Below are 26,681 nucleotides of genomic sequence, written 5' to 3'. Positions count from 1 at the left end.
CTCGTGCCATGTTTTTGCGAGCATCTTCACGCGATCAGGTGACGCGACCTGATCGCGATCTGCTCTTATGGCGCGCCTGGTCGGGCCACGCGGCCGATGTGGCGGGGGCCGGGGCCGCGGAACGGCGGCTCGGGCTGCGCAAGGCCGTGCAGCGCGCGCTGGTGCTGGGCCGGCTTTACGGCGGCGGTGCCATCGTGGTCGGCACCGGCGAGACCGACGCCGCAGCGCTGGCCTGGCCGCTCGACGAGGAGGGACTGCGGCCCGGCGGGCTCAAGTTCCTACATGTCGTGTCGCGCTGGCAGCTCGGCGCCGCGGGTTCGTCCAGCGACCCGCTGAGCCCCTGGGGCGGCTAGCCGGCCTTCTACGAACTCGCCGGCTCCGGCCGTGCTCCGCTGACGCTCCACCCCTCGCGGGTCGTACGCTTCCTCGGCAACCCGCTGCCGGATCCGTGGACGGCCGCCAGTCCCTGGTCGGATTCGGTGCTGCAGGCCCTCTACGACGCCGTCCATGCGGCGGCGCTGACGACCGCGGGCGCGACGTCGCTGATGCACGAGGCCAAGGTCGATATCGTCACGGTGCCGAACCTGTCGGAGCACCTGAGTTCAGCCGACACCACCGCGCAGCTGTCGGCGCGCTTCGCCTACGCGGCGGCGATGAAGTCGATCAACAACCTCCTGCTGCTCGGCGACGGCGAGACCTGGTCGCGCCAGGCGATCGACTTCGGCGGCCTGCCCGAGATGGTGCGCTGCTTCCTGCAGGTGGCGGCGGGGGCGGCGGACATTCCCGTGACGCGGCTGCTCGGCCAGTCGCCCTCGGGCCTGTCGGCCACGGGGGAGAGCGATACGCGGAACTATTACGACATGATCGCGGCGCGACAGGAACTGGACCTGCGCCCGCAGTTGGAGCGGCTCGACCGGCTGATGCTCCGCTCGGCGGGGCTCGACCCCGGGGCACTCACCTTCGCGTTCCGGCCCTTGTGGCAGCTCGATGCGGCTTCGGCCGCCGCCATCGCGCTCCAGAAGGCGCAGGCGTCGCAGATCTACGCAGGGCTGGGGCTGTGGCCGGCGGCGGTGACGGCGCGGCTGGTCGAGGCGCAGCTCGTCGAGGACGGGACCTACCCCAGCGCGGCAGCGGTGTTCGCCGAGGCGGAAGCAGCCCAGGGCGCAAATACCAGCCCGACGTTGGACTATGACCCGTCCGAACCCCGCGACCTGCGAGGCCGCTGGCGTCAGACCGGTACAGGCACGGCCGGCGCGCCGGCCCCCGTAGAAGGCGGCACCGGCCACGAGCAGCCCGGAAGCCTCGCCCGGCTCTTCAACGTGCTGAACCCGGTCGGGACGGCGCAGGCGCAGACGATCCCGCCCGAGGAGCCGAGCCGACGGCTGGCCGAGCCGACGGACCCGGCCGAGCGTGAACCGGGCGAGGTCGTCCGGGTCCGAAACTTCGTGCGGGCCTGGCAGACTCTCAAGGAGATCGACCCGACGAACCGCGAGTTGGAGACCCTGGAGCCGCCCGGATATGTCGCCAGCGAAGCCGACGTCGCCCGGATGGAAAGCGCCGCGCGCGAGGCCGCCATCCAGCGCGTGTGTGATTTCCTGAGGCCCGATGGCAAGCCGATCGGCGAACGGGGGACATCGACAACCGTCCGTGTCATGTCTGGCGGACTGCCGGCTGCAGAACGCGATGATGCATATCTGAGCGTCGGAGGAACGCCGATGCCGTTTGCAAACGGCTCGATGGTCCGCTTGCCATTCAGTGATGCCAGGATCACCTTGCGTCCTGTCACGTCGACTCCCGGATCTCCAGCTATCGGTATCAATACTCCAGGTGTGGTCGAGCGCAAACTTCATTACTGAGGCTTACCATGATCGAAGAAACCATAGAACGCACGGTCGCCGAGCTGCGGAACGAAGCCGATATCGATTTTATCGATCTTCCGTTTATAGCCGGAAGTCTTCGCGAGGATCTCGACCTCAAAACACAGGACGAGATCCGGCGCCACACGCTCGAAGTCGTCCGCCGCCTGATGGACCGGGGCGTCTACCCCGGTGACTATGATCACGCGATCCACATGGCGTTCTGGCCCGGCGAACCGAGCGAGCATCTTCGACGGATCGAAGCTGAGTGGATCGCGATGGGTAAGCCCCTCACCCTGTCTGATCCTATCTGCTGGCTCGGCCTCAAGCCAGCATGCAATACACCATAACCCCCTGGTGTAGCTTGAGCAGCACACGGCTTGACCGGCAAGGGCTCCCACGAGACCTGTTCTCGTGGGTACCCTCGATGCTGCGCTCGGAGGGCATCGACACCGCGGCGCTGAGTTTCGCGTTCCTGCCCTTGTGGCAGGTCGACGCCGCCTCGGCCGCCGCCATCGCGCTGTAGAAGGCGAGAGGCGACGCAGATCTACGCGGGGCTGGGGCTGTGGCCGGCGGCGGTGACGGCGCGGCTGGTGGAAGCACGACTCATCCAGGACGGGACATACCCCAGCGCGGCGGCGGTCTTCGCAGATGATGATCCTGGAAGAGCAACGGACGCCACACGGGCCTTCGACTATGACCCATCCGAACCCCGCGACCCGCGAGGCCGCTGGAGCCGAGGCGGTCCTGGCGCAAGCGCCGCAGCCGGTGCGCCGGCTTCCGGAGGAGGCGGCACCGGCCACAATCAGCCCGGAAGCCTCGCCTGGCTCCTCAACCTGCTGAACCCGGTCGGGACGGCACAGGCCCAGGGGATCCCACCCGAGGAGCCGAGCCGACGGCCGGCCGAGCCGACGGACCCGGCCGAGCGTGAGCCGGGCGAGGCCGCCATCCAGCGCGTGTGTGATTTCCTGAGACCCAATGGGAAGCCGATCGGCGAACGGGGGACATCGACAACCGTCCGTGTCATGTTTGGCGGACTGCCGGCTGCAGAACGCGATGATGCCTATCTGAGTGTCGGCGGAACGCCGATGCCGTTTGCAAGCGGCTCAATGGTCCGCTTGCCGTTCAGTGATGCCAGGATCATCTTGGCGTCCTGTCACGTCGACTCCGGGTCTCCAGCCATAGATATAAAACTACCAGATGTGATTGAACGCAAAATCCATCACTGAGATGTTCCATGATCGAAGAAGTCATAGAACGCACAGCGCGCGAGCTGCGTAACGAAGCCGATATCGATTTCATCGATCTTCCGTTTATAGCCGCAAATCTTCGCGAGGATCTCGACCTCAGAACTCAGGACGAGATCCGGCGCCACATGCTCGACGTCGTCCGCCGCCTGATGGAACGGGGTGTCTACCCTGGTGACTTCACGCTGGATGACCTGGGCGGCGGCGCCGACCACCGCGGGCGCCACCTCCCTCATGCAAACCCGCCGATACACGATCGGCAACCAGATCTTCCTGCTCGACAAGCCCAGCATGCAGCACATCCTTGAGCGGCATGCTCCTGACGACTGGAACGGCAGCGAGGGCCAGACGCAAACCTTCCTGCCCCGCAAAATGCGCATCAGTGAGATCCAGGACATCGTCGGCGATGTCCGCGGCAAGAACAGAGACGGGATCATCGCTGATCCAGACAGATGCGGATGGAAACTCATAGGCACTCGAAACGGGGGTCTGTTACAACATGACGACCTACAAGGGCCGCATCACGCGTCTGGTGCCACTCCCGTGAGGAGAAACGCGATGATGGCGAACGAGATGCTCCATATCGAGACCTGCGCCAAGCAGGACGGTCGCTTCGTTCCGATCGAAACCGTGGGCGAGTTGAAACTCAGAAGCCCCCTCTACGTGGACGGATCCATCCGTGTCACCGTGTGGGGACGACCCCTCATCACGGATGCGGAATGGACCGACATCGTCGAATGGTGGGGTAGCATGAGCAACGTTCTCAAAACTTTGTCGCACGGCACGGACTCAGTCGCGGAGGCGTATTTTTCCTGGCCGGGGACCATGCTGTTCGAGGTCTCGGGCGAGACACTGACCTGGACGCTTCGCGGCGCCCAGACCCGCACGGCGACGCTGGACCGCGTTCCCGCCCTCCGGATCCTCATGCACGAGTACAGGCGCTTCTTCGAAGGCATGCAGATCATCAGCCCGCGCAGCAACGGGGATTACGACGTGGCACTCGACTACATGAAGCGTTTCAAAACGCTGTAGGGGTCGCGGCACCTCGTCGTGCGGCGGAGCCGTGCTTCTCATCGATACGCGAGAGCGACACGCGCAACGACGCACGACATGATCGCGGCGCGCCAGGAAGGGGCACCCATGCCGATCATCGGCATGGGACCCGACCTCGGCCCGGCACTCCGGCCGAGATGCTGTCGTGGATCGAGGCGGGATGGGCCGCCATGGATCATGCACCAACCCTGGAAGACCCCATCTGTTGGTTCGCCCTGAAGCGATCGTAGCCGACACGAGCCTGGACGGGCCGTCTCGGCACAGGCGAGACAGATCGCCGCGTCAGCCCTTGATCGCGTCGCCCCCCTGTCGACGGACCGTCGCGCGGCCTCCGAACGGCCAGTCCACCACCCCCGCGGCCCAGAGCGCCCACCAGACGAAGACGGGTTGGAAGGCGAGCCGCGGCCCGTGGTACCACCAGGACGACGGGATGGGCGGCACGTGGACGTTGTCGACCGCGTGCTTGATGTTGGCCGGGAAGACGCAGACCGCATAGGCGGCGAAGGCCCAGCCCGCCGCCCGGCGCAGCCGCGGCGTCAGCAGCGCGGCGGCCCCGGCGAGTTCGCAGGCCCCCGTCGCCAGAACCACGTCGCGCGGCATCGGCACCCAATCCGGCATGATGGGCAGGAAGGCGTCGGGCGCCGTGACGTGGACGATGCCGATCCCGGCATAGACGGCGGCCAGGGCCAGGCGCGCGGCGGCCCGGCTCCGAGGGTGGGTCGTGGGCTCGGGCGTCATGGCGGTCTCGCGGGGTCTCTGGGGGCTGCCGGATCAACGGCGCGCCGCCCGAGGGGTTGCGCGCCGCCGCGCGAAGCCCGACACCGCCGGCATGACCGAAGCCGCCCCTTCCCCCTCCCCTTCGAACCGTGCGCGCGGCGCGCTCGCGGCCGGGTTCCGCCGCGTCGGCGCCCGCACCGAGGTGATCGGCCCGCACGAGACCGGCGGCTACCGCCTGCGGTTGCCGCGCAGCCGCGGCGAAACCTGCGAGGCCGTGATCGTCAATACCGGCGGCGGCATGGCCGGCGGCGACGAGGCGCATTTCGCCTTCACGGCCGAGGCCGGCGCCGCCGTGACGCTGACCACGACGGCGGCCGAGAAGGTATATCGCGGCCAGCAGGCCGACGGGCGGACGGCCGGGACGGGCGTCGCCGTCGACCTCGCGCTGGCACCCGGCGCCCGCCTCGAATGGCTGCCGCAGGAAACCATCCTGTTCGACGGCGCCCGCCTCGACCGGCGGCTCTCGGTCGACATGGCGGGGGATTCCGAGCTCCTGATGGCCGAGATCCTGGTCTTCGGCCGCCTCGCCATGGGCGAAACCATGCGGGCCGGGCGCGTCTCGGACCGGTGGCGGCTGCGCCGCGACGGGCGGCTCGCCTATGCCGAGGATGTCGCGATCGCGGGCGACATCGCCGCCGTGCTGGACCGGCCGGCGCTCGGCGCGGGCGCCCGGGCCAGCGCCAGCCTCGTGATGGTGTCGGGGCGGGCCGAAGGCCTCGTCGCGGCGGCGCGGGCGGCCCTCGAGCCCCACTCCGCCGTGACGGCCGGCGTCAGCGCCTGGAACGGCCTGCTCGTGGCCCGGGCGATCTCGCCCTCGCCAGAGCGGCTGCGCGCCGCTATCGTGGCGCTGCTGTCCGGATTGCGCGGCCGCGCCCTGCCCCGCCTCTGGACCTGACGGAGCCCCCGCATGAACCTCACGCCGCGCGAGAAGGACAAGCTGCTGATCGCCATGGCGGCCCAGGTGGCGCGGCGGCGGCTGGAGCGGGGTGTCAAGCTGAACCACCCCGAGGCCGTGGCGCTGATCACCGACATGGTGGTGGAGGGCGCGCGGGACGGGCGCAGCGTGGCGGACCTGATGCGGGCCGGCTCGGAGGTCCTGCGCGCCGACCAGGTGATGGAGGGCGTGGCCTCCATGATCCACGACGTCCAGGTCGAGGCCACCTTCCCGGACGGCACCAAGCTCGTCACCGTGCACCACCCGATCCGCGGGGCCGAGGACGCGCTGGTGCCGGGCGAACTCCTGTCGGCGCCGGGCGACCTCGTCCTGAACGACGGGCGCGACACCGTCACGCTGTCGGTCGCCAACGGCGGGGACCGGCCCATCCAGGTCGGCTCCCACTACCATTTCTTCGAAACCAACCCGGGCCTGCGCTTCGACCGCGCCAAGGCCCGCGGCTTCCGGCTCGACATCCCGGCCGGCACGGCCGTCCGGTTCGAGCCGGGCCAGAGCCGGGACGTCCGGCTCGTGGCGCTGGCGGGGGACCGGGAAGTCTACGGCTTCCGCGGCGAGGTCATGGGCAAGCTGTGACGGGAGACGGGGCTTCAAGCCCCGTCTCCGCCATCGTCAGAACTCGCCGGTGCCCATTTGGAAGCCCATGCTGCCGAGGCCGCCGTTGGCGAACCCCGCCTCCACCGGCGCCTGGCGCCGCATCGGGGCGGCGAACTCGGCCTTGGCCTGCTCGAAGGATGCGGTGCTGCGCCCCTCGGCCTGGAGCTTGCGGCCGGTGGCCCGATCCATGACGGGGTCGGTCGTGTGCGGCACCACGCCGGAATTGAGGGATGCGACCCGCGAACTCACGCTCGGGTAGCTGGGCTCGATATCGCCATAGTCGGGCCGCGACAGGCTGCCCGAGGCATAGTCGTTGTCGACTTTGTAGTCCGGCCCGGGCCCGTAATGGAAGCCGCCCACGGCATCGAAGTGAGGCCCGCCATAACCGCCCCGAGCGCCGCCGTAACCGGCGATCTGCCCCAGGCCCGCGTTGCCGCGGGTGATCGGGTTGCCGGCCTGGTCGCCGTAGAAGGTCTGGCCGCCGGTGCGGAACGGGCCGAAGTAATAAAGCCGCGGGTCGTTCCAGGCGTGCTGCCGCACGAGATATTCGTCCCCGTAGAAGCCGGGGCCGCCCGCCACGCCCACGGGCGCCACGGCGGCGCGACGACGGATCGTCAGAGGACGCGCCGCCGCGGCCCGGACCGGGCGGGCATGCGTCGCGGCAGCCCGGTGGGCCGGCCGGCGAAGACCGGCCTCGGCCGCATGGGCATCGTTCAACATCGTCACGCTGGCCGTCACGGCCAGGATCCCGCCGGCGATCAGGGCGACCGCGCCGCGACCATTGTTCTGCGCCATCTCGGCCACTCCACTGCGGGACGGCGGGCGCACTGGAGCGCTGCCCGGACCCGTCCCTCTGCAGCGGTAACGCAGGTTGGCGCGGATGGATGCGCCAAACATGGCGAATGGTTGACGCGCGCCTGACGCATGCGGGGTGCGTCGACCGCCCCGTCAGGCTTCGCGCGCCACCATCATGTTCTTGATCTTGGAGATGGCCTTGGCGGGGTTCAGGCCCTTGGGACATGCCTTGGCGCAGTTCATGATCGAATGGCAGCGATACAGCCGGAAGGGATCCTGCAGACCGTCCAGGCGCTCGCCCGTCGCCTCGTCGCGCGAATCGATGAGCCAACGATAGGCCTGGAGCAGCGCCGCCGGGCCGAGGTAGCGGTCGCCGTTCCACCAGTAGCTCGGGCACGAGGTCGAGCAGCAGGCGCACAGGATGCATTCGTACAGGCCGTCGAGCGCGTGGCGCGACTGGGGCGACTGCTTCCACTCCTTCTCGGGGGTGGGGCTGTCGGTCTTGAGCCAGGGCTCGATCAACGCGTGCTGGGCGTAGAAGCGCGTCAGATCGGGGACGAGGTCCTTGACGACCTCCATGTGGGGCAGCGGATACAGCTTCACGGCGCCGCGCACGTCGTCCATGCCCTTGGTGCAGGCGAGCGTGTTGGTGCCGTCGATGTTCATGGCGCAGGAGCCGCAGATGCCCTCGCGGCAGGAGCGCCGGAACGACAGCGTCGGGTCGATGGTCGACTTGATCCAGATGATGCCGTCCAGCACCATCGGGCCGCAATCCTCGCGGTCGACGAAATACGTGTCGATCCGCGGGTTCTCGCCCGTGTCGGGATCCCAGCGATAGATGCGGAATTCCTTCAAGGCCTTGGTGTTGGCGGGCTTCGGCCAGGTCTTGCCCGTCTTGATCTGGGAGTTCTTCGGGAGCGCGAGTTCAACCATGGTTGCCAGCCTATCGTTTCGTATCGAAGTTCGGGAGACGGAGCCGCACGCGGTCGTCGTCGACCGTCACGAGGGCATGGGATGAAAGGTCGGCTTCGGTCCCGCGCAGGACCCGGACCAGCGGGGGGCCGACGCGGGAGCGATGGACGGCATCGTGGCCGGCTTGGCCCAGGGTCGACGTCCAGTCCGGCGCCAGCTTCATATCCACCACGCGATTCCTGCCGGCGATGCGAGGACCGCCGCCCGCTCCCGCGCCAGCCCGGCACCGTGACGACAAGCGTCCAGGATACCGGTCCGCTGCAGATGGGGATCGGCGACGAGCAAGTCATCGACCGCGACACCGTCGCCCAGGGTGCCGCGGCTGATGCCGAAGCTGACGCGCAGGTCCCGCACGCGCGGCCGTCCGCCCACCACGCCGCGATCGCGTGTGATGCGCGGAAAAGGCGTCGCGTTCGTCACCATCTCCATCCTCCCGGGCCGGCTCGCCGCATCGGAATCCGTGACCGTCTCGAACCTGTGCCCCAATGTCCTCCGAAACCTTCGGGACGTCTCTCGTCGGTTGCGAGGACGGGGGCATTCGGTCCAAAAACTCTCAGTGCAGCTTGCGGCCCTTCATGCGCTCCAGAACCCGCACCGGCGCCCGCTCGGGGTCGGCCATGCCGTCGACCTCGAGGGTGAAGGTCTGCTCCAGCGCGTGCTGGCCCGACATGGCGGCATGCGACACCTGGTCGGTGAAGACCATCCAGGTCTGGCCCGGGGCGAACGCCACCGTCTGGTGCGGCACCGTCTGCTGGTAGGCGTCGTCGAGCTTCATGCGGTCGTGCAGCTGGAGCATGTAGTGGTCGGCGGGCGAGCGCTGCGACTTGGTGATGCCGACGAGCTTCATCAGCGCGGCGCTGCCCGGGAGCGGTGCCGCGATGCGGGGCAGGAACCGCTCCGCCACGGTCTCGAAGGGCTCGCCGACGCGCCAAACGCGGGGCTTGTCGCCGGGATGCACGTTGGTGAAGACCCGCATGATGCGCTGGCCGTGGCTCGGGCGCGACGGGAAGGCGTCGACATGCAGGCGCGTGTCGTCGTGGCGCTTCGATTGCTGGCGCCCCTGCGCCTCGACCGGGCGGAACGAGGTGTTGCCGATCTTCAGCGCCGTGCCGTAGGGCGTCAGCGCGTCGAGCAGGCGGCGGGTGTGATCGGCGTAGCGCGACATCATGGATTTGACGGCCGCGGCGTCGACCCCGTCGGCATAGCCCCACACGCGGCCGGTGTCGGGGTCGTATTTGACCGTCTTGGTGCCGTCCTTGACGGTGGCGGGGTCGAGGAGCTTGGCCTCGGCGGGCGAGAGCGTGAAGGGCAGGTCCGGGAACAGCACGACGTCGCCGCGTTCGAGCCCGCCGACGGCGTCGCGCCGCATGGCCGCGTCGGGTGTGGCCTGCCAGTCGGCCAGGGTGATGGGGACGCAGACGCTCGTCTTGCGCATGGCTGAGTTTGCAGGCGACGACGATCGAGACCCGGTTACCGGCATTCTGCTCTCCACTTCACACAGCCCGCCGTACTGCGATGTCAGTCATCGTCGTCGTCGAGTGCGATCCTGAGATCATTGTTCTCTTCGATCCGCAACATGCGGATATCTCGCACGGATGGCGTGAACCAGGCGTACTTCTTGGCAAGTTTCTGCACGAAACGGACACAGCGGACGGCATCGACACTGTCGTCACCGAAATAGGTCGAGCCCTGCATCCAGGTGAACCCCCTCACCGTCAGGTATCGCTTGACGTTGTCAGAGGCGTTATTCCAGCTCGGCCCGGGGTAGTTCGCCTTGAGCAGTTCGGTGTCGAAATCGAAGACAATGGCATACATGCGTCCCGCCCGTCGCTTGTTATGCCCGATACCGACACCGAAACTCATGGCGCCCCACCCAGATCAGTACACGCGGGCCTTGGGCTCGATGTACTGCACGTCGTTGCTCATCGTGTAGGTGTGCACCGGGCGATAGTCGACCGTGACCTTCTGCGAGCCCTCGTCGAGCCAGGCGAGCGTGTGCTTCATCCAGGTCTTGTCGTCGCGGTTGGGGAAGTCCTCGCGCGCATGGGCGCCACGCGACTCCTGCCGGTTGGCGGCGCATTCCATGGTGACGACCGCCTGGCTGATGAGGTTGTCGAACTCCATCGTCTCGACGAGGTCCGAGTTCCAGATCAGCGACCGGTCCGTGGTGCGGATGTCGGCGGAGCCGCGCCAAACGTCGTTGATGAGCTTCACGCCCTCCTCCAGCACCTCGCCGGTGCGGAAGACCGCGCAATTGTTCTGCATGGTGCGCTGCATGCGGCCGCGCAGGTCCGCCGTCGGCGTGCCGCCGCTGGCGTGGCGGAACCGGTCGAGGCGTGCCAGCGCGAGGTCGCCGGCATCCTTGGCGAGTTCGCGCTGCTTCTCGCCGGGGGTGACGAGCTCGGCGGCGCGCAGGCCCGCGGCACGGCCGAAGACCACGAGGTCGATCAGCGAGTTGGAGCCGAGGCGGTTGGCGCCGTGCACCGACACGCAGGCGGCCTCGCCGAGCGCCATCAGGCCCGGCACGACGCTGTCGGGGTCGCCGCCCACCTTGGTCAGCACCTCGCCATGGTAGTTCGTCGGGATGCCGCCCATGTTGTAGTGCACGGTCGGCAGCACCGGGATCGGCTCCTTGGTGACGTCGACGCCGGCGAAGATCTTGGCGCTTTCCGAGATGCCCGGCAGGCGGTCGGCCAGGATCGCGGGGTCCAGGTGCTCGAGGTGCAGGTGGATGTGGTCCTTGGCCTTGCCGACGCCGCGGCCGTCGCGGATCTCCATCGTCATGGCGCGGCTGACGACGTCGCGCGAGGCGAGATCCTTGGCCGAGGGAGCGTAGCGCTCCATGAAGCGCTCGCCCTCGGAGTTGGTGAGGTAGCCGCCCTCGCCGCGCGAGCCTTCCGTGATGAGGCAGCCGGCGCCGTAGATGCCGGTCGGGTGGAACTGCACGAATTCCATGTCCTGCAGCGGCAGGCCGGCGCGCAGCACCATGGCGTTGCCGTCGCCCGTGCAGGTGTGGGCGGAGGTGGCGGAGAAATAGGCCCGGCCGTAGCCGCCCGTCGCCAGGATGGTGAGGTTGGAGCGGAAGCGGTGGATGGTGCCGTCGTCGAGCTTCAGGGCGACGATGCCCCGGCAGCGCCCCTCCTCCATGATGAGGTCGATGGCGAAGTACTCGATGAAGAACTCGGTCTTGTTGCGTAGCGCCTGGCCGTAGAGCGTGTGCAGGATGGCGTGGCCGGTGCGGTCGGCGGCCGCGCAGGTGCGCTGGGCCGTGCCCTTGCCGTAGTCGGTCGTCATGCCGCCGAAGGGCCGCTGGTAGATCTTGCCCTCCTCGGTGCGCGAGAACGGCACGCCCCAGTGTTCGAGCTCGTAGACGGCCTGGGGAGCGTTGCGGCACAGGTATTCGATGGAGTCCTGATCGCCCAGCCAGTCCGAACCCTTCACGGTGTCGTACATGTGCCAGCGCCAGTCGTCGGGGCCCATGTTGCCGAGCGACGCCGAGATGCCGCCCTGGGCCGCCACGGTGTGGGAGCGCGTGGGGAACACCTTGGTGATGCAGGCCGTGCGCAGGCCCGCCTGGGCGCAGCCCACCGCGGCGCGCAGGCCGGCGCCGCCGGCCCCCACCACCAGCACGTCGAACGAGTGGTCGGTGATCGGGTAGGCGGGGCCGGCCTTGCCATTCGCCGCCTTGCCGTTCGCCGCCGTTCCGTTGGTCGAGGCGCCGTTCGTCCCGCTGCCGTTGGTGGCCATCACATCTCTCCGAAACCGGCGGGCCGCCCCCACCGGCATGACATCATCACAGGAAGCTGAGCCGCATCACCGCATAGACGCTTGCGATGCCGACGACGAAGCAGGCGAACAGGTTGGCGGCCAGCGACCATTCCTTGACGTGTTCGTCGTGGACATAGTCGTCGACAATATTCCTGATCCCGAGTTGCATATGGTAGATGCCCGCCAGGATGAACAGGAGCAGGAAGATGGACGCGACAGGCTGCGACAGCGTCGCCAGCGCGGCCCGGTAGGGCTTGCCCACCAGCGACAGGGCGAGCCAGACGAAGCCGACCGTCAGCGGCACCAGGGCCAGCGAGGTCAGGCGCATGTGCATGGAGCCGGTGGTGCCGGAGCGGGCGGAGCCGAGGTAGCGCACCCGGCGCAGCTCGGTCCGCATGTGGTTGGGGTGGTTGCTCATCGCGGACCGCTCCTCACCGCACCAGGAAGGCCAGGATCCACACCAGCACGGTGAGGAGGATGCCGCCGCCGAGCGTGGCCTGTGCCAGATATTCGCGCTGGGGATGGTCCATGCCGTAGCCGGCATCCCAGATGAAGTGGCGGACCCCGCCGAGCAGGTGGTGGAACAGCGCCCAGGTGAAGCCGAACAGGATGAGCAGGCCCAGCCAGGAGGACAGGAAGCCCGCCGCGATCTCGAAGGCATGCGGCCCCGAGGCCGCCGCGACGAGGTACCAGGCCAGCAGGAGCGTCCCGGCCGACAAGACGATGCCGGTGATGCGATGCGCGATCGACATCATCATGGTCAGCATCGGCCGATACACACCGAGGTGCGGCGACAGGGGCCTCGGGTGACGCGTCACTTCCGGACGCGATTGCGCTTCCGCCATCGTTGGATGATCCCCCTCCAGTGCTGGGCCATCGGGATACAGGGATCGTTGCGGCGCCGCAACAATTTGCGTCGGCGTCGCTTCAACGCAGCGCCGATCGGGCCTGCGGGCGACGGAGTCGGTTTTTGGGCTGGCGTCCGGCACGGTTTGCCGCTAGGGAGACGCCGATGGCTGCCCGTCTCGGCGGAGCGGCCCGTCCCCTGTTGAGCGGGACGTGACATTTTAACGGAGAGCGATATGGCCGTCCCGAAACGGAAAACATCGCCGATGAAGCGGGGCTTCCGCCGGTCGGCCGACGCATTGGCACAGCCCACCTACGTGGAAGACAAGGACTCGGGCGAACTGCGCCGCCCCCACCATGTCGACCTGAAGAGCGGCATGTACCGGGGCCGCATGGTCCTCAAGCCCAAGACCGTCGCCGCGGAAGACTGACCGCCGCGCCGCATCGGCCCGACGCAACAGAAGCCCCCTGCCCCTCCGGGCCGGGGGCTTTTTTTTCGTGCCGGAGCCATGACCGGCCGGGCTCTGACCGGCGAGGCTCCGACCGGCGACGCCGCAGGCCGGCGGCCTCGCCGGGCTCGACGCCCTGGAGCGGCACAGGGCGCGCCAGGGCGGGCGCACCGTCATGACGGCGCAGGGAAGGACGGCGCACCATTGAAAAAGGCGCCGCAGCTTTCGCTGCGGCGCCTTTCCTCCGGCCAGGCCGGAAGCGTTCGGGTCGGACCCGGCCGGAGCCGGGACGGCGACTAGAACTTGTAGTTCAGGCCGATGCGGGCGATGTTGCCCTCGTTCTTCACCTTCAGGCCGGGCTGCAGGTTGACGGTGTTGACCGACGTGTCGCGCAGGTTCGAGCTGTCGAGCTCGTAGCGGAGGTATTCGGCCTTCAGCGTCACGGCGCTGGAGTGGAAGAAGTTCAGGAAGGAGCCCGTCGGCAGGGCGTATTCCACGCCGCCACCGTAGGTGTAGCCGGTGTTGAAGCCGGACTGACGCTGCAGGTCGGTGTTGCCGTTGTAGATCGAGACGACGCGGCTGTTCACGTTGCCGTAGGCGAAGCCGCCCGTGCCGTAGATCATGAACTGGTTGAAGGCATAGCCGAGGCGGCCGCGGGCGGTGCCGAGGAAGTCGAGGCCCGAACGGAACGACGCGGTGCCGTTGTTCGTGATGGTGTTCACCGACTTGTCGGTGTCCATGTACATGGCGTCAGCCTCGAAGCCGACCACCAGGCCCGAACCCGGACCACCGAAGCCGCCGAAGCCCTGCAGCTGATAGTTGTAGCCGATCTGGCCACCGGCCGAGAAGCCGCTGTCGCTGAACTTCGTGTTGCCGATGCCGTCCGAACGGTTGGCGGTGGTGGTGAACTCCTGCTTGTTGTCGAAGGCCGCGCCGGCATTGATGCCGAAGTAGGCGCCCGTCCAGGTGAAGACCGGCAGCGGGGCCACATACGGGGCCGGGGCCACGCGAGCCGGCAGATCGGCGGCGTGAGCCGCGCCGGCGGCGCCGACCAGCATGGCGGCAACGGTGACGATTTTCTTGGAAGCGAACATCGAGATTTTTCTCCAGAGCGATCTCTGGAGGGACCCTACGGCCGGGCCCCGGGACGACGCAATCGCGAATCCGGCCCTCGCTGCGCCTTCCGGACTGCTGTTGCGGCAACGTCACAGCTTTGTGGCGGTAGAGGGCGATCTTGCCACATTTGACCGCCAATCGGTGAGGGCGTGATCCGAATTGCGTTAATAGCCGTTTAAAAGAACGGCTCAGACTGTGCCGAATTGGCGGAACTTCCGCGACGGTTAACGCATTCTAACGGCTTCCTAATCTATGATAGCTCGGGCCGGTGCTGGCCTTCGGCCGATTCTGCGGCGGGGGGCGAGGCCTGTCTGCATGACATGCAGCGGCCGTGGACGGTCAGGATGATCTCCTCGACCTCCCCGTCGCGCCCCTTCACGAAAGAATGAATGGCATCGGCGGGCACGTCGCAGTCCACGTCCTCGATCCGGCCGCAGGCGCGGCAGACGAAATGGGCGTGGCCGGAGCGGGCCTGTTCATAGAGAGCCGCGCTCATCCCCGGCAGGTGCAGCTCCAGCACCAGACCCATCCGGCACAGGCGATCGAGCGCCCGGTACACGGTGGAATAGCCCAGGGTCGCCTTCAGCGCCCTCGCCCGCGCATAGATGTCGCCCGCAGGGGCGTGGACGCCCGGCGCCTGGGCCCGCACGACATCGTAGACGAGCTGGTAGTTGGAGGGCAGCCGTTTGGTCTGGTGGGTGGTCGTCATGCGGGTTCCGGATCCGCGGTCGCGGCTTCAAAGAGGCTTTCCTCCCCGGGAGGATTGAAAATGAGTATCACTTCCGGTATCGATTGAACAGCGAGCGACGAACGGGCCCAACCACGGCGCAACCTCGCTGTCCGGGACAGCCCACGCGAGTGAGCCCCCGGCGGAAGCCGCGACCGGGCTTGAAATCGCTCCGTCGGGGAAAAAGATCTGGTTCCCGGCGTGCGAGCCCCCCTCCCAACCCTGGAGATGTCGATGACTGAACAGAGCAACATCCTGACCACCCGTCAGGGCCATCCGGTTCGCGACAACCAGTCGACCCGCACGGTCGGCGAGCGTGGCCCCGCGACGCTCGAGAACTACCAGTTCATCGAGAAGATCACCCATTTCGACCGCGAGCGCATCCCCGAGCGCGTCGTGCATGCCCGCGGCGCCGGCGCCCACGGCTATTTCGAAGCCTATGGCAAGATCGGCGACGAGCCCGCCTCCAAGTACACCCGCGCCAAGGTGCTCACCCAGACCGGCGTGAAGACCCCGACCTTCGTCCGCTTCTCGACGGTCGCCGGTGCCAAGGAGTCCCCCGAGACCGAGCGCGACCCCCGCGGCTTCGCCATCAAGTTCAAGACCGTCGACGGCAACTGGGACCTCGTCGGCAACAACCTGAAGGTGTTCTTCATCCGGGACGCCATCAAGTTCCCCGACATGATCCACGCCTTCAAGCCCGATCCCATCACCAACCGCCAGGAAGCCTGGCGCTTCTTCGACTTCGTGGGCATGCATCCCGAGTCGCTGCACATGGTGACGCATCTCAAGTCCCCGTGGGGCATCCCCGCCACCTTCCGCGAGATGGAGGGCTCGGGCGTCAACACCTACAAGCTCGTCAACGAGGCCGGCGAAGCGGTCCTCTGCAAGTTCCACTTCGAGCCCAAGCAGGGCGTCCGCAACCTGACGTCGGCGCAGGCGTCCGCCATCCAGGCCAAGGACGTCGGTCACTGCACCCGCGACCTCTACGACAACATCGCGGCCGGCAACTTCCCCGAGTGGGAGTTCTGCGTGCAGATCATGCCGGACGGCCCCAACGAGCACCTCAGCTTCGACCCGCTCGACGACACGAAGCTGTGGCCGGTCGACCAGTTCCCGCTGCTGCCCTGCGGCCGACTGGTGCTGGACCGCGTCCCGTCGAACTTCTTCGCCGAGGTGGAGCAGTCGGCCTTCGGCACGGGCGTGCTGGTGGACGGCATCGACTTCTCGGACGACAAGATGCTGCAGGGGCGCACGCTGTCCTATTCGGACACGCAGCGCTACCGCGTCGGCGCCAACTACCTCCAGCTGCCCATCAACGCGCCGGCGCCCGGCGTCGTCGCCCGCACGAACCAGCGCGACGGCCAGATGACCTACACGGTCGATGGCGGCCCGAACCCCAACGTGAACTACGAGCCGTCCGTGCTGGGCCAGAGCCTCAAGGAGGCGGCGAAGCCGGCCCGCGAGTATCACCAGCAGGTCGAGGGCAAGCTCGGCCGCTATCAGACGAGCCGCACCACCGACGACTACACCCAGGCCGGCGAACGATACCGCACCTTCGAGGCGTGGGAGCGCGACGACCTGATCGACAACCTCGTCAACGACATGAAGGCCTGCCCGGAGCCCATCCAGCTCCGCATGGTCTGGCACTTCTGGCACTGCGACGAGGACTACGGCCGCCGCGTCGCCGAGGGCGCCGGCATCGACCTCGAGAAGGCCAAGGCCCTGCCGCCGCTGCCCGGCCGCGCGGCCCCGCACAAGGCTCTGACCGCCGAAACCTACACGGATGGCAGCAACGCCAAGGGCAACACCCAGGGCAACGCCCCGAGCCGCCAGGCCGCCGAGTAAGCGTCGCGGGCCCGAGGACATACCGGCCCGACGAGACACGGGGCCCGGCGCGCCAGCGCCGGGCCTTTCGCATTCGACCAACCAGGAGATCCGCATGACCGACGTCACGGGCGGCTGCATGTGCGGCCGAGTGCGCCTCGCGGCGTCGGGCGAGCCGTACCGCGTCGGGCTCTGCCACTGCCTCGACTGCCGCAAGCATCAGGGCGCGCTCTTCCATGCCTGCGCCATCTTCCCCGACCATGCCGTGACGGTCCGCGGCGAGACGCGCGAGTACGAGGGCCGGTTCTTCTGCCCCCACTGCGGCTCGTCCGTCTTCGGGCGCTCCGGAGACGAGGTCGAGGTGAACCTCGGCGCCTTCGACGAGCCCGATCGTTTCAGGCCGACTTACGAAAGCTGGATCGTCCGCCGCGAGTCCTGGCTGCCGCCGTTCCCGCTCGAGAAACACTACGCCGGTGACCGCGAGGGCACGGGCCGCTCCGAACCTTAGAGCAGCTTCGCTTCCCTGCAACCTGGAGCGGATCCGCCGCAGGCGGGAGCATCGCGCGAGGTCGCCGGCGACGGTGTCACGCCGGCGCGAGCCTCCGCGCCGCCAGCGCCCGCGCCAGGGCCGGGCCGGGCGGGCGACCGGAGGTGAACAGGATGGAGCCGTGCCGCACCGCCGCGGCGTCGGCCCCCACGGCATCGGACGCCACGGCATCGGCCGCCGTGAACCCGCGCTCGGCCAGCACGGCCTCCACCCGCCGCGCGATGGCGGGGGCGGGATCGAGATAGGCGACCGGCCAGGGCGCCAGGCGGCGGAAGGTGTCGACCAGCAGCGGATAATGGGTACAGGCCAGCACGACCGTGTCGGTGCGCCGGCCGGCGGCGTCGACGAAGGCGGGGGCGATCTCGCGGAGCACGTCGGCATCGTCGATCGCCCCGCCCCGAAGCGCCGCCTCCGCCAGGGCGGCGAGCCGGGGGGCGCCCACGAGGTCCACCGAACAATCGCCCGCGAAACTGCGCACGAGGTCGCGTGTGTAGTCGCGCGCCACGGTCCCGGGCGTCGCCAGCACGGCGATGCGCCGGCTGCGCGACGCCGCGGCCGCGGGCTTGATGGCCGGCACGGTGCCGACCACGGCGATCTCCGGCCAGCGGGCGCGCAGGGGCGGCAGCACCGCCGTCGAGGCCGTGTTGCAGGCCACCACGACGGCGTCCGGCCGGTGGAGGGCGATCGGCGGCGTCAACACCGCCATCACCCGCGCGACGAGGTCCGGCTCGGCCAGGTCGCCGTAGGGGAACACGGCGTCGTCGGCGAGGTAGAGCCGGTCGGCATCCGGGCGCAGCCGGTCCAGCTCGGCCAGCACCGTGAGGCCGCCGAGCCCCGAATCGAAGACGAGCACGCGGGCGGGGCGGGGCGGAGGGGGCGACATGGGCCCTCTCTATCGCGGAGCGGGGCGCAGGACCATCCGCCCGGCCGGGTGTGGCCGCGCTGCCTCAGCGCCGTGCCTCGTCGCGCAATGGGGCGAAGCGCGTCTGGCTTTCGGCGCGACAGGGTCCATCTGAGCAGGTTCTTGCCGCGTTCCCGGTCGGCATCACATGGTCCGGCCGATGCCCCGCCCGTTTCACCGCCTCCGCATTCCCCTGTTCGCCCTCGTCCTGGCGGCGGGTGCCGGGACCGCCTTGGCCCAGGTCGCCCTGCCCGGTGCCGTGGCGCCGACGCCGGAAGGCGCGGCCGCGCCCCGCGGGCCGGCCCCCTCGCCGGCCACGGCGCCGGCCACCAGGCCGAAACTCCATCGGCGGCCCGTCGACGCCGCCGGCCTCCCTGGGGCTCCGGCGACCGCCAAGGTCGTCGCCGCCAAGGTCCTGCCCGCCGCCTCGCTGGCGGGCCAGACCCTGTACCGCGGCGGCCGCGGCAGCGAGATCGCCTTCGCCCTGCGGGACAAGACCCTGGTGGTCTCGCACCTGACGCTGGCGGGACGCGGCGACGACGGCGCCGACTGCCGCATCGACGTGGCCGACCTCCCCCTCGCGGTGCGGGACGAGGGGGAGCCGAGCGGCATGGCCCGGATCGGCATCCCGGTGTCGGCCTGCCCCATGTCCTTCGACGTGCTGGACGGGGCCGCGCTCGAGACCGGCGACCGCGCCAACTGTTCCTTCGCGGCGACCCATTGCACGGTCGATCCCGGCGGCCTCTGGGGTCCCGCCGCCGCCACCCTGACGCCGGACCGCGACAAGGCGATCGAGCGCCAGCGCTCCCAGGCCGAGACGGCCATGCGGGCCAACTTCAAGCGCCTCGTCGCGGCGACGCGCGACCGCCCGACCGTCATGGGCTATGCCCGCGAACAGGCCCAGTTCTCCTCGACGCGCGAGGAGATGTGCCGCGGCTATGTCGCCGAGGTGAAACACGGCTTCTGCTCGACGCGCCTGACGGATGCCCGCGCCGCGGCCCTGCGCACCAAGGCCGACATCGCCCAGGCCGAGAAGGAGAAGCGCAAGGCGCGCCAACGGAAGCGCGGCTGACGGAGCGTCGGCACCCCGCCCGCGGCCGTCCCCTCGGCTTGCCCCGGCACCCGCAACGGTGCATGGAGCCCTACCTCAGAGACCAGCGAGAGCCACCATGAAGCCGCCGCGCCTGACAGGCCCCGAGGTCTCCCCCCTTTCGGCCACGGCGGAGGCGCCCGGAACCCCGCCGACGCTGAAGATCGTGAGCTGGAACCTGCTGCGCACCGTCGGGGCCTCGCTCGCCGACGTCGAGGCCCTCATCGCGCGCGAAACGCCGGACCTCATGCTGATGCAGGAGGCGACGAGCCGCTTCAACGATCTTCCGGAGCGCATCGGCGGCCATTATGCCTGGGCTCCCCTGCCGGGCCGCATCCACGGCCTCGCCATGTGGAGTCCCCTGCCGTGGCGGGCCGTGCCCTCCGTGCGGCCGCTGCCGCCGGGATCGCTGATCCAGCGCGTGTGCCAGATCGTCGAGATCGGCGACTTCGGCATCGCCAACGTGCACCTGTCGCACGGGCAGCGGCTGAACCGGCGCCAGTTGCGCGCCATTGCCCTGCACCTGCCCGAGCGCGCGGCCGTGCTGGGCGACTTCAACCTCGTCGGCCCCTGCCTGATCCGCGGCTTCCGCGATGTCGGCCCGCGCCGCCCCACCCACATGATGGGCGAGATCGTGCCGGTGCGGCTCGACCGCTGCCTCGTGCGCGGCCTGGCCTGCGAGGACGCGCGGGTGCTGCCCCGCACCACCTCCGACCATCGCCCCATCGCGGTCAGGCTCGCCGCCGCCGACGTCGAGGCGCCGCGCCCGCTCGTCAGATATAGGGCAGCAGCAGCCGGAGTGCGGCGTCGCGCAGCTTCACTGGCAGGCTTCGGCCGTTGAGGTCGCGCAGCCTCAGCCGGCCGCCGTCCTGGTGCCGGCGGACGAAAGCGTCGAGTTCCAAGGCGAGCGCCTCGTCGTAGAGCTCGACGTTCATCTCGAAGTTCAGCCTCAGGCTGCGCATGTCCCAGTTGGCGCTGCCGACGAGGCACCAGAGCTTGTCGACGATCATCAGCTTGGAATGGTTGAAGGGCGGTGGGCCGAGCCAGAAGCGGACGCCGGCTTCCATCAGCGGCCCGACATGGGCCCGCATGGCGAGGTCGACGAAGCGGTGGTCGCTGCGCAGCGGCACCACGATGTCGACCTTGACGCCGCGCATCGACGCCATGGTCAGCGCCGACATGACCTCGACGCCCGGCAGGAAGTAGGGCGTCATCACCTTGATGGAGCTGTGGGCGCAGGCGCAGGCTTCGACCAGCACCGAGCGGATCTTCTCGAGGTCCTGGTCGGGGCCGGAGGTGACGACGCGGGCCAGCGCGTCTCCCGCCCGCTTGTCGTCCGGGTCGGGGAACCAGGACTCGCCCGCGATCTCCTCGCCCGTCGTGAAGGTCCAGTCCCGGGCGAAGACGTCCATCAGCTGCGTGACGACCGGGCCTTCGAAGCGGAAGTGGGTGTCGGCGACGGGATCCTTGGGCTTCTCGGCCACGAGGTTCTGGTCCGCGATGTTCAGCCCGCCCGCGAACCCCACCGTGCCGTCGACCACCAGCAGCTTCTTGTGGCTGCGCAGGTTGAGGAAGGGCATGCGCCACGGCAGGGCCGAATGCATGAACAGCGCGGCCGGCACGCCGAGCGCCTTGAGGCGGCGGTGGATGGGCGAAATGTAGCCGCTGCCGATGCCGTCGACCAGCACCCGCACCGCCACGCCGCGGTCCTGCGCGGCCTTCAGCGCCAGGGCGAAACGCTCGCCGGTGCGGTCGTGGCGCATGATGTAGCTCGACAGCGCCACGCTGCCCCGCGCTTCCGCGATCGCCTGCAGCATCACGGGATAGGCCTCGTCGCCGTCGTGGAACACCGCGACGGCGTTGCCGTGTTCGGCCTTCCGGCCGGTGATGCGGCGCACCGCGCGCTCGAGCGGCACGAGATGGCCGTCGATGTCCTGGACGGGATGGTCGTTGGCGCCGCGCCGCGGCTGGCGCGGCTGGCGGGCCTTCTGGGCGCGCCGCACCACGCGGTTGATGCCGAACATGAAGTAGAAGAGCGCGCCCCACACGGGGGCGATCCAGGCGAAGCCGATCCAGGCGGTCGCGGCCGACACGTCGCGCTTGCGCAGCAGCACGTGCCCCGTCACCCCGAGGGCCAGGATGATGCCGAGCGGCGTCGTCACGGGGGCGAGGACGCGGTCCACGTCGGCCCAGAGCCATTCGGCCTTGTCGGGTATCAGCAGCGGCGTGGGTCCTTGTCGATCGGCGCGGCCCATCCGCGCCGCGACCCTATATCACCCCGTGCGGGACGGCGTCATGACACCCGGGCCTGTTCGGGGGCTCGAGGCCACGCCGCCGGGGATACGGCGGGGCCGCACCGGCGTTGGAGCGGGAACGGCAGCGGAGACGACGATCGATGGCTCTCGACATCAAGCGGGTCGGTGCGGACAGCATCCAGGTGGAAAACGCGACGGGACACTGGCTGCTCTTCACGCTCGACGACCTGCGCTCCCACTCGGCGCTGCTGCGGGCCGACATGATCGAGGGCTCGCCGCCCCTGCCGGAGCGCGAAGCGGAACTGTTCGTCTGGGCCGCCTTCGCGGCGGCCCGCGGCTACGCGGCCGAACACGGCCTGATCGCGTCTCCCTGACGGCGACCTGCCGGGCGCGGACCGGCGCGGAACCCACCGACCGTGGCGAAGTCGATCGTGGCAACTCGACCTCGGCCCGTTAACCTCGGCCCGTTAACTTCGGCGCGTCAATCTCGGCGCGGCGTCCCCCGCCATGGGGTTTGCCGGTGGCCTGCCGTCGCCCATGCGCCGGGACAAGGCGCCCGAGCTGATGTAAACCCCAACGGGCCGCCCTCGGGGCGGCGCGATCCAGGGTCCATTCGACGGCTGATGATGTTCAACGACCGCTACCACGCAGGCGAAACCGAGGCCCACTGGCAGAGCGTGTGGGCGGAGCGCCGCTGCTTCGAAGCCTCGAACGCCGATCCGCGCCCGAAATACTACGTGCTCGAGATGTTCCCGTATCCGTCGGGGCGCATCCACATGGGCCACGTGCGCAACTACGCCATGGGCGACGTGGTGGCGCGCTTCCGCCGTGCCAAGGGCTTCAACGTCATCCATCCCATGGGCTGGGACGCCTTCGGCCTGCCGGCCGAGAACGCCGCCATGCAGAACAAGCGGCATCCGGCGGAGTGGACCTACAACAACATCGCGACGATGCGGGCGCAGCTGAAGCGCATGGGCCTGTCGATCGACTGGGCCCGCGAGGTCGCGACCTGCGATCCCTCCTACTACAAGCAGCAGCAGCGCATCTTCCTGGGCTTCCTCGACGCCGGCCTGGCGCAGCGCAAGACTTCCAAGGTCAATTGGGACCCGGTCGACAACACCGTGCTGGCCAACGAGCAGGTGGTGGACGGGCGCGGCTGGCGCTCGGGCGCCGTCGTCGAGCAGCGCGAACTGACCCAGTGGTTCCTCAAGATCACCGATTATGCGCAGGAGCTGCATGACGGGCTCGACACGCTGGACCAGTGGCCCGAGAAGGTGCGCCTCATGCAGCGCAACTGGATCGGACGCTCGGAAGGGCTGACGATCCGCTGGCAGCTCGACGCCGCGACGGCGCCGGCCGGCGAGACGGAGCTGCGCGCCTACACGACCCGCCCCGACACGCTGTTCGGCGCGAGCTTCCTCGCCGTCGCCGCCGACCACCCGCTGGCCAAGGCCGCGGCCGCGAAGGACGCGGCGCTGTCGGCCTTCATCGACGAGTGCCGCAAGCTCGGCACCTCGGTGGCGGCGCTGGAGACGGCCGAGAAGAAGGGCTACGACACCGGCATCCGGGCGCGCCACCCCTTCGATCCCGCCTGGGAGCTGCCCGTCTACGTGGCGAATTTCGTGCTGATGGACTACGGCACCGGCGCCATCTTCGGCTGCCCGGCCCACGACCAGCGCGACCTCGACTTCGCCCGGCTGAAGGGACTGCCCGTCGTCCCCGTGGTGTGCCCGCCCGGCACCGACCCGGCGACGCTCGACATCGGCGACACGGCCTTCACGGAGGACGGCCGCCTCGTCAATTCCCGCTTCCTCGACGGCCTCACGGTCCCCGAGGGCAAGGAGGAGGTGGCGCGCCGCCTCGAAGCCGTCGACATCGCCGGCGAACCGCAGGCGAAGCGCCAGGTCAACTTCCGCCTGCGCGACTGGGGCATCTCGCGCCAACGCTACTGGGGCTGCCCCATCCCGGTCATCCACTGCCCGGCCTGCGGCGTCGTGCCGGTGCCGACCGCAGACCTGCCCGTGACCCTGCCCGAGGACGTCGACTTCGACGCGCCCGGCAACATGCTCGACCGGCACCCGACCTGGAGCCGGGTCGCCTGCCCGCGATGTGGCACCGCCGCCCGGCGCGAAACCGACACGATGGACACGTTCGTCGATTCGTCCTGGTATTTCGCCCGCTTCACCGACCCGTGGAACGAGGCCGCCCCGACGACGCCGGACGTCGCCAACCGCATGCTGCCGGTCGACCAGTACATCGGCGGCATCGAGCACGCGATCCTGCACCTGCTGTATTCGCGCTTCTTCACCCGGGCGATGAGCCGCATCGGCATGCTGGCGCTGGAGGAGCCGTTCCGCGGCCTCTTCACCCAGGGCATGGTGGTGCACGAGACCTACCGGGATGCCGGGGGCGCCTGGATCAGCCCGGACGAGATCCGCATCGACGGGATGGGGCCCGAGCGCCGCGCCACGCTGCTGCGCGACGGCACGGCGGTGAGCATCGGCGGCATCGAGAAGATGTCGAAGTCCAAGCGCAACATCGTCGACCCCGACGACATCATCGAGACCTACGGGGCCGACACGGCGCGCTGGTTCATGCTGTCGGACAGCCCGCCCGACCGCGACGTGATCTGGACCGAGGACGGCGTGCAGGGGGCGGCGAAGTTCGTGCAGCGCCTGTGGCGGCTGGCCGGCGAGCTGAAGCGCGCCGCCGAGGGCGAGCCCGGCGCGACCGGCGACGCGCCCGAGCGGGCCCTCGAGGTGCGCAAGGCCGCCCACCGCGCGCTGATCCGCATCGAGGAGGACGTCGAGCGGCTGCGCTTCAACCGCTGCGTCGCCCACCTCTACGAATTGGCCAACGCGCTGTCGGCGGCCATCGCCGCCACCGAGGAGCCGGTGGCGCCGGGCTCGGCCCTGGCCGGCGGCTTCGCGGAGGCGGCCGACATGCTGGTGCAGGGCCTGGCGCCCTTCATGCCGCATCTCGCCGAAGCCTGCTGGGCGGCGCTGGGCCACGACACGCTGGTGGCCGAGACGCCCTGGCCGCAGGCGGACCGGGCGCTGGTGGTGGAAAGCACGGTGGTGCTGCCCGTGCAGATCAACGGCAAGAAGCGCGGCGAGGTCACGGTGCCGCGCGATGCCGACGCCGACGCCGTGAAGGCCGCCGCCCTCGCCGTCGACGTCATCGCGCAGGCGCTCGACGGGCGCACGCCGAAGAAGATGATCGTGGTGCCGGGAAGGATCGTCAATGTCGTGGTCTGACCGCTATCCCCACCGCTTCGTGCCGCCTGCCCTCGCCGTCGGCCTCGCCTTCGGCCTCGGCGGCTGCTTCACCCCGCTCTATTCGAGCGTCGGCGGCAACCTCGGCGGCGAGATGCGCGCCATCACGGTCGACCCGGTCCCGGACCGGCTTGGCCACTACCTGCGCGACCAGCTCATCACCGACCTCAACGGGACCGGCGACAGGCCGGCCCCTCACTACCGCCTGCAGCTCACCACGTCGGAGCGCGTGCAGACGGCGCTGGTCGACGTCACGACGCAGCGTCCCGACAGCGGCTCGGTGGTGACGGACGTGAAATGGACGCTGCTGCCGATCGAGGGCGGCCCGCCGCTCGCCAGCGGCGCCGTCACGAGCTTCGCCAGCTACGATCGGTCGTCACAGCGCTTCGCCAACATCCGGGCGGCGCGCGACGCCGAGATCCGCGACGCCCGCACCCTCGCCGACGAGATCACCACCCAGGTCGCCGCCAAGCTGGGGCAGATCCAACCGGCGCGGTGAGGCGGCGGCATGCGGATGCTGACGGGACAATGCCGGTGCCGCGCCGTCACCTACCGGGTGGCGGACGCCTTCGCCTATGCGGTGAACTGCCATTGTTCCAACTGCCGGCGCGCCACCGGGGCCGCCTTCAAGCCCCTGGCCGGCATCGCGGTCGAGCGCATCGGCATCGTCGCCGGGCAGGAGCACGTGCTGTGCCGCGACGAGGGCACGGCGCGCTACATCCACTGCCGCAGTTGCGGCTCCCTCCTCTACGCGATCGTGAAGGACGGCACCGTCGCCCACGTGCCGATGGGCACGCTGGTCGACGAGCCCGGCATCCGGCCGACCCACCACGTCTTCGTCGGCTCGAAGGCGCCCTGGTTCGACATCACCGACGACCTCCCCCAATTCGACGGCGCCGACTGACCGCCGCCGCGGCCGGGTTGCGACACGCGACCGCGCCGGCCAACCGCGGGACGACGCGGCGCGTTGCCCCGGCAACATCCCACGCCACGCCTCCTCGAGCGACCGGAGCCAGGCCATGTCGTCCAGCGCCAAGAAGTCCGACCCGAAACTCTGGGAAGAGGTGAAGAAGGAGGTCACGGAGGGCGACAAGGGCGGCAAGCCCGGCCAGTGGTCGGCCCGCAAGGCCCAGATGGCCGTGCAGGAATACAAGCACGAGGGCGGTGGCTACGAGGGCGAGAAGACGGAGGACAACCACCTCGTCCAGTGGGAACGGGAAGAGTGGGGCACGAAATCCGGCAAGCCGAGCGGCGAGACGGGCGAGCGCTACCTGCCGAAGGAGGCCCGGGAGGCCCTGACGCCGGCCGAATACAAGCGCACGACGGAGAAGAAGCGGCGCGACAGCCGCAAGGGCCTGCAGCACTCGGCCCAGCCGAAAGACGTGGCCGAGAAGACCGCCGAGGCCCGCCACCACGACGACGACCACGAGACCAAGGCGGACCTGTACCGCCGCGCCCAGGACCGGCAGATCCCCGGCCGCTCCAAGATGAGCAAGGACCAGCTCAAGGCCGCACTGGCGGCCTGATGTAGGAGGACCGCACTCGCGGCCTGATATAGGAGGACCGCACTCGCGGCCTAACGTAGGGGCACCGCACTCGCGGCCTGAAAGCAAAAAATCCGCATGCGCCAC

29 protein-coding genes and 1 pseudogene are annotated in these 26,681 nt (G+C 69.4%); 15 read left to right on the top strand and 15 right to left on the bottom strand.

Annotated features, from left to right (window positions below; all coding sequences use genetic code 11):
* Positions 1-8 precede the first annotated feature (8 nt).
* Together D3272_RS17640 and D3272_RS17635 are read left to right on the top strand one after the other, a co-directional pair.
* Positions 9-1,856 (top strand): annotated as a pseudogene (locus D3272_RS17640) (phage portal protein).
* Positions 1,857-1,864: 8 nt separating this feature from the next.
* A complete protein-coding gene (locus tag D3272_RS17635) occupies positions 1,865-2,206 on the top strand; it encodes a hypothetical protein (protein WP_129220528.1) in 342 nt (113 codons plus the stop codon).
* A gap of 872 nt (positions 2,207-3,078) precedes the next feature.
* Here the strand turns inward: D3272_RS17635 and D3272_RS17630 are convergent.
* Positions 3,079-3,396 carry a hypothetical protein gene (locus tag D3272_RS17630; RefSeq protein ID WP_129220527.1) on the bottom strand — a complete coding sequence of 106 codons (318 nt, stop codon included), beginning with the start codon at positions 3,394-3,396 and terminating at the stop codon, positions 3,079-3,081.
* On the opposite strand from D3272_RS17630, the gene D3272_RS17625 reads away from it, so the two are divergent.
* On the top strand, positions 3,395-4,135 hold the full coding sequence (locus tag D3272_RS17625; RefSeq protein ID WP_129220526.1) for a hypothetical protein: 741 nt from the start codon (positions 3,395-3,397) through the stop codon (positions 4,133-4,135). The genes D3272_RS17630 and D3272_RS17625 overlap by 2 nt on opposite strands.
* A 303-nt stretch (positions 4,136-4,438) precedes the next feature.
* Here the strand turns inward: D3272_RS17625 and D3272_RS17620 are convergent, their stop codons facing one another.
* On the bottom strand, positions 4,439-4,894 hold the full coding sequence (locus D3272_RS17620) for a DoxX family protein (protein ID WP_129220525.1): 456 nt from the start codon (positions 4,892-4,894) through the stop codon (positions 4,439-4,441).
* A gap of 91 nt (positions 4,895-4,985) precedes the next feature.
* On the opposite strand from D3272_RS17620, the gene D3272_RS17615 reads away from it, so the two are divergent.
* Both D3272_RS17615 and D3272_RS17610 read left to right on the top strand, forming a co-directional pair.
* Complete coding sequence (locus tag D3272_RS17615; protein ID WP_165361396.1) at positions 4,986-5,828, top strand: urease accessory protein UreD; 843 nt, start codon at positions 4,986-4,988, stop codon at positions 5,826-5,828.
* Between the two features lie 12 nt (positions 5,829-5,840).
* Positions 5,841-6,461, top strand: coding sequence for an urease subunit gamma (locus D3272_RS17610; RefSeq protein WP_129220523.1), 621 nt, complete (start codon positions 5,841-5,843; stop codon positions 6,459-6,461).
* A gap of 36 nt (positions 6,462-6,497) precedes the next feature.
* Here D3272_RS17610 and D3272_RS17605 read toward each other — a convergent pair whose 3' ends face one another.
* The 9 genes from D3272_RS17605 to sdhC form a co-directional block, all read right to left on the bottom strand.
* The gene (locus D3272_RS17605; protein WP_129220522.1) at positions 6,498-7,277 is read right to left on the bottom strand and encodes a hypothetical protein; all 780 of its coding nucleotides are present in this window, start codon (positions 7,275-7,277) and stop codon (positions 6,498-6,500) included.
* 153 nt (positions 7,278-7,430) lie between these two features.
* Positions 7,431-8,210, bottom strand: a complete 780-nt coding sequence (locus D3272_RS17600) for a succinate dehydrogenase iron-sulfur subunit (RefSeq protein ID WP_129220521.1) — start codon at positions 8,208-8,210, stop codon at positions 7,431-7,433.
* 10 nt (positions 8,211-8,220) lie between these two features.
* Positions 8,221-8,418, bottom strand: a complete 198-nt coding sequence (locus D3272_RS17595; RefSeq protein WP_129220520.1) for a hypothetical protein — start codon at positions 8,416-8,418, stop codon at positions 8,221-8,223.
* On the bottom strand, positions 8,409-8,672 hold the full coding sequence (locus D3272_RS17590; protein WP_165361395.1) for a DUF433 domain-containing protein: 264 nt from the start codon (positions 8,670-8,672) through the stop codon (positions 8,409-8,411). Before D3272_RS17590 ends, D3272_RS17595 begins: the two co-directional genes overlap by 10 nt.
* Before the next feature lie 130 nt (positions 8,673-8,802).
* Positions 8,803-9,684 carry a Kdo hydroxylase KdoO gene (kdoO, locus tag D3272_RS17585; protein WP_129220518.1) on the bottom strand — a complete coding sequence of 294 codons (882 nt, stop codon included), beginning with the start codon at positions 9,682-9,684 and terminating at the stop codon, positions 8,803-8,805.
* Positions 9,685-9,767: 83 nt separating this feature from the next.
* Positions 9,768-10,112 carry a virulence factor gene (locus D3272_RS17580; protein ID WP_245496644.1) on the bottom strand — a complete coding sequence of 115 codons (345 nt, stop codon included), beginning with the start codon at positions 10,110-10,112 and terminating at the stop codon, positions 9,768-9,770.
* Positions 10,113-10,127: 15 nt separating this feature from the next.
* A complete protein-coding gene (gene sdhA / locus D3272_RS17575; protein WP_129220517.1) occupies positions 10,128-11,996 on the bottom strand; it encodes a succinate dehydrogenase flavoprotein subunit in 1,869 nt (622 codons plus the stop codon).
* Between the two features lie 46 nt (positions 11,997-12,042).
* Entirely contained in the window at positions 12,043-12,435 is a 393-nt protein-coding gene (gene sdhD, locus D3272_RS17570) for a succinate dehydrogenase, hydrophobic membrane anchor protein (protein ID WP_129220516.1), read from the bottom strand.
* Between the two features lie 13 nt (positions 12,436-12,448).
* Positions 12,449-12,862, bottom strand: a complete 414-nt coding sequence (gene sdhC / locus D3272_RS17565; RefSeq protein ID WP_129220515.1) for a succinate dehydrogenase, cytochrome b556 subunit — start codon at positions 12,860-12,862, stop codon at positions 12,449-12,451.
* Positions 12,863-13,099: 237 nt separating this feature from the next.
* Here sdhC and rpmF point away from each other — a divergent pair, with 237 nt between their 5' ends.
* Entirely contained in the window at positions 13,100-13,294 is a 195-nt protein-coding gene (rpmF, locus tag D3272_RS17560; RefSeq protein WP_129220514.1) for a 50S ribosomal protein L32, read from the top strand.
* A 314-nt stretch (positions 13,295-13,608) separates the two neighbouring features.
* Here the strand turns inward: rpmF and D3272_RS17555 are convergent, their stop codons facing one another.
* Together D3272_RS17555 and D3272_RS17550 are read right to left on the bottom strand one after the other, a co-directional pair.
* The gene (locus D3272_RS17555; RefSeq protein ID WP_129220513.1) at positions 13,609-14,406 is read right to left on the bottom strand and encodes an outer membrane protein; all 798 of its coding nucleotides are present in this window, start codon (positions 14,404-14,406) and stop codon (positions 13,609-13,611) included.
* Between the two features lie 272 nt (positions 14,407-14,678).
* A complete protein-coding gene (locus tag D3272_RS17550; RefSeq protein WP_129220512.1) occupies positions 14,679-15,137 on the bottom strand; it encodes a Fur family transcriptional regulator in 459 nt (152 codons plus the stop codon).
* Positions 15,138-15,389: 252 nt separating this feature from the next.
* Here D3272_RS17550 and D3272_RS17545 point away from each other — a divergent pair, with 252 nt between their 5' ends.
* Together D3272_RS17545 and D3272_RS17540 are read left to right on the top strand one after the other, a co-directional pair.
* Positions 15,390-17,003, top strand: coding sequence for a catalase (locus D3272_RS17545; RefSeq protein ID WP_129220511.1), 1,614 nt, complete (start codon positions 15,390-15,392; stop codon positions 17,001-17,003).
* A gap of 94 nt (positions 17,004-17,097) precedes the next feature.
* On the top strand, positions 17,098-17,490 hold the full coding sequence (locus D3272_RS17540; RefSeq protein ID WP_129220510.1) for a GFA family protein: 393 nt from the start codon (positions 17,098-17,100) through the stop codon (positions 17,488-17,490).
* Positions 17,491-17,566: 76 nt separating this feature from the next.
* Here the strand turns inward: D3272_RS17540 and murI are convergent, their stop codons facing one another.
* Complete coding sequence (murI, locus tag D3272_RS17535; protein ID WP_129220509.1) at positions 17,567-18,412, bottom strand: glutamate racemase; 846 nt, start codon at positions 18,410-18,412, stop codon at positions 17,567-17,569.
* Positions 18,413-18,590: 178 nt separating this feature from the next.
* On the opposite strand from murI, the gene D3272_RS17530 reads away from it, so the two are divergent.
* Both D3272_RS17530 and D3272_RS17525 read left to right on the top strand, forming a co-directional pair.
* Positions 18,591-19,502 carry a hypothetical protein gene (locus tag D3272_RS17530; protein ID WP_129220508.1) on the top strand — a complete coding sequence of 304 codons (912 nt, stop codon included), beginning with the start codon at positions 18,591-18,593 and terminating at the stop codon, positions 19,500-19,502.
* Positions 19,503-19,599: 97 nt separating this feature from the next.
* A complete protein-coding gene (locus D3272_RS17525; protein ID WP_129220507.1) occupies positions 19,600-20,361 on the top strand; it encodes an endonuclease/exonuclease/phosphatase family protein in 762 nt (253 codons plus the stop codon).
* On the opposite strand, the gene D3272_RS17520 is transcribed toward D3272_RS17525, so the two are convergent.
* Entirely contained in the window at positions 20,294-21,775 is a 1,482-nt protein-coding gene (locus D3272_RS17520) for a phospholipase D-like domain-containing protein (protein WP_129220506.1), read from the bottom strand. The two genes, D3272_RS17525 and D3272_RS17520, sit on opposite strands and share 68 nt — an antisense overlap.
* Positions 21,776-21,915: 140 nt before the next feature.
* On the opposite strand from D3272_RS17520, the gene D3272_RS17515 reads away from it, so the two are divergent.
* The 5 genes from D3272_RS17515 to D3272_RS17495 all read left to right on the top strand — a co-directional run bounded on the left by D3272_RS17515 (position 21,916) and on the right by D3272_RS17495 (position 26,576).
* The gene (locus tag D3272_RS17515) at positions 21,916-22,149 is read left to right on the top strand and encodes a hypothetical protein (RefSeq protein WP_129220505.1); all 234 of its coding nucleotides are present in this window, start codon (positions 21,916-21,918) and stop codon (positions 22,147-22,149) included.
* A gap of 252 nt (positions 22,150-22,401) precedes the next feature.
* Complete coding sequence (gene leuS / locus D3272_RS17510; protein ID WP_129220610.1) at positions 22,402-25,032, top strand: leucine--tRNA ligase; 2,631 nt, start codon at positions 22,402-22,404, stop codon at positions 25,030-25,032.
* On the top strand, positions 25,019-25,549 hold the full coding sequence (locus D3272_RS17505) for a hypothetical protein (RefSeq protein ID WP_129220504.1): 531 nt from the start codon (positions 25,019-25,021) through the stop codon (positions 25,547-25,549). The genes leuS and D3272_RS17505 overlap by 14 nt, the downstream gene beginning before the upstream one ends.
* 9 nt (positions 25,550-25,558) lie before the next feature.
* On the top strand, positions 25,559-25,954 hold the full coding sequence (locus D3272_RS17500) for a GFA family protein (RefSeq protein WP_129220503.1): 396 nt from the start codon (positions 25,559-25,561) through the stop codon (positions 25,952-25,954).
* Positions 25,955-26,069: 115 nt separating this feature from the next.
* Positions 26,070-26,576 carry a DUF5872 domain-containing protein gene (locus D3272_RS17495; RefSeq protein WP_129220502.1) on the top strand — a complete coding sequence of 169 codons (507 nt, stop codon included), beginning with the start codon at positions 26,070-26,072 and terminating at the stop codon, positions 26,574-26,576.
* The last annotated feature ends 105 nt before the right edge of the window (positions 26,577-26,681 follow it).

This window comes from Lichenibacterium ramalinae, from assembly GCF_004137085.1.
GTDB classification, from domain to species: Bacteria; Pseudomonadota; Alphaproteobacteria; order Rhizobiales; family Beijerinckiaceae; genus Lichenihabitans; species Lichenihabitans ramalinae.
Note: the sequence above shows the minus strand (reverse complement) of the source record. Positions and strands in the feature narration are given on the sequence as shown.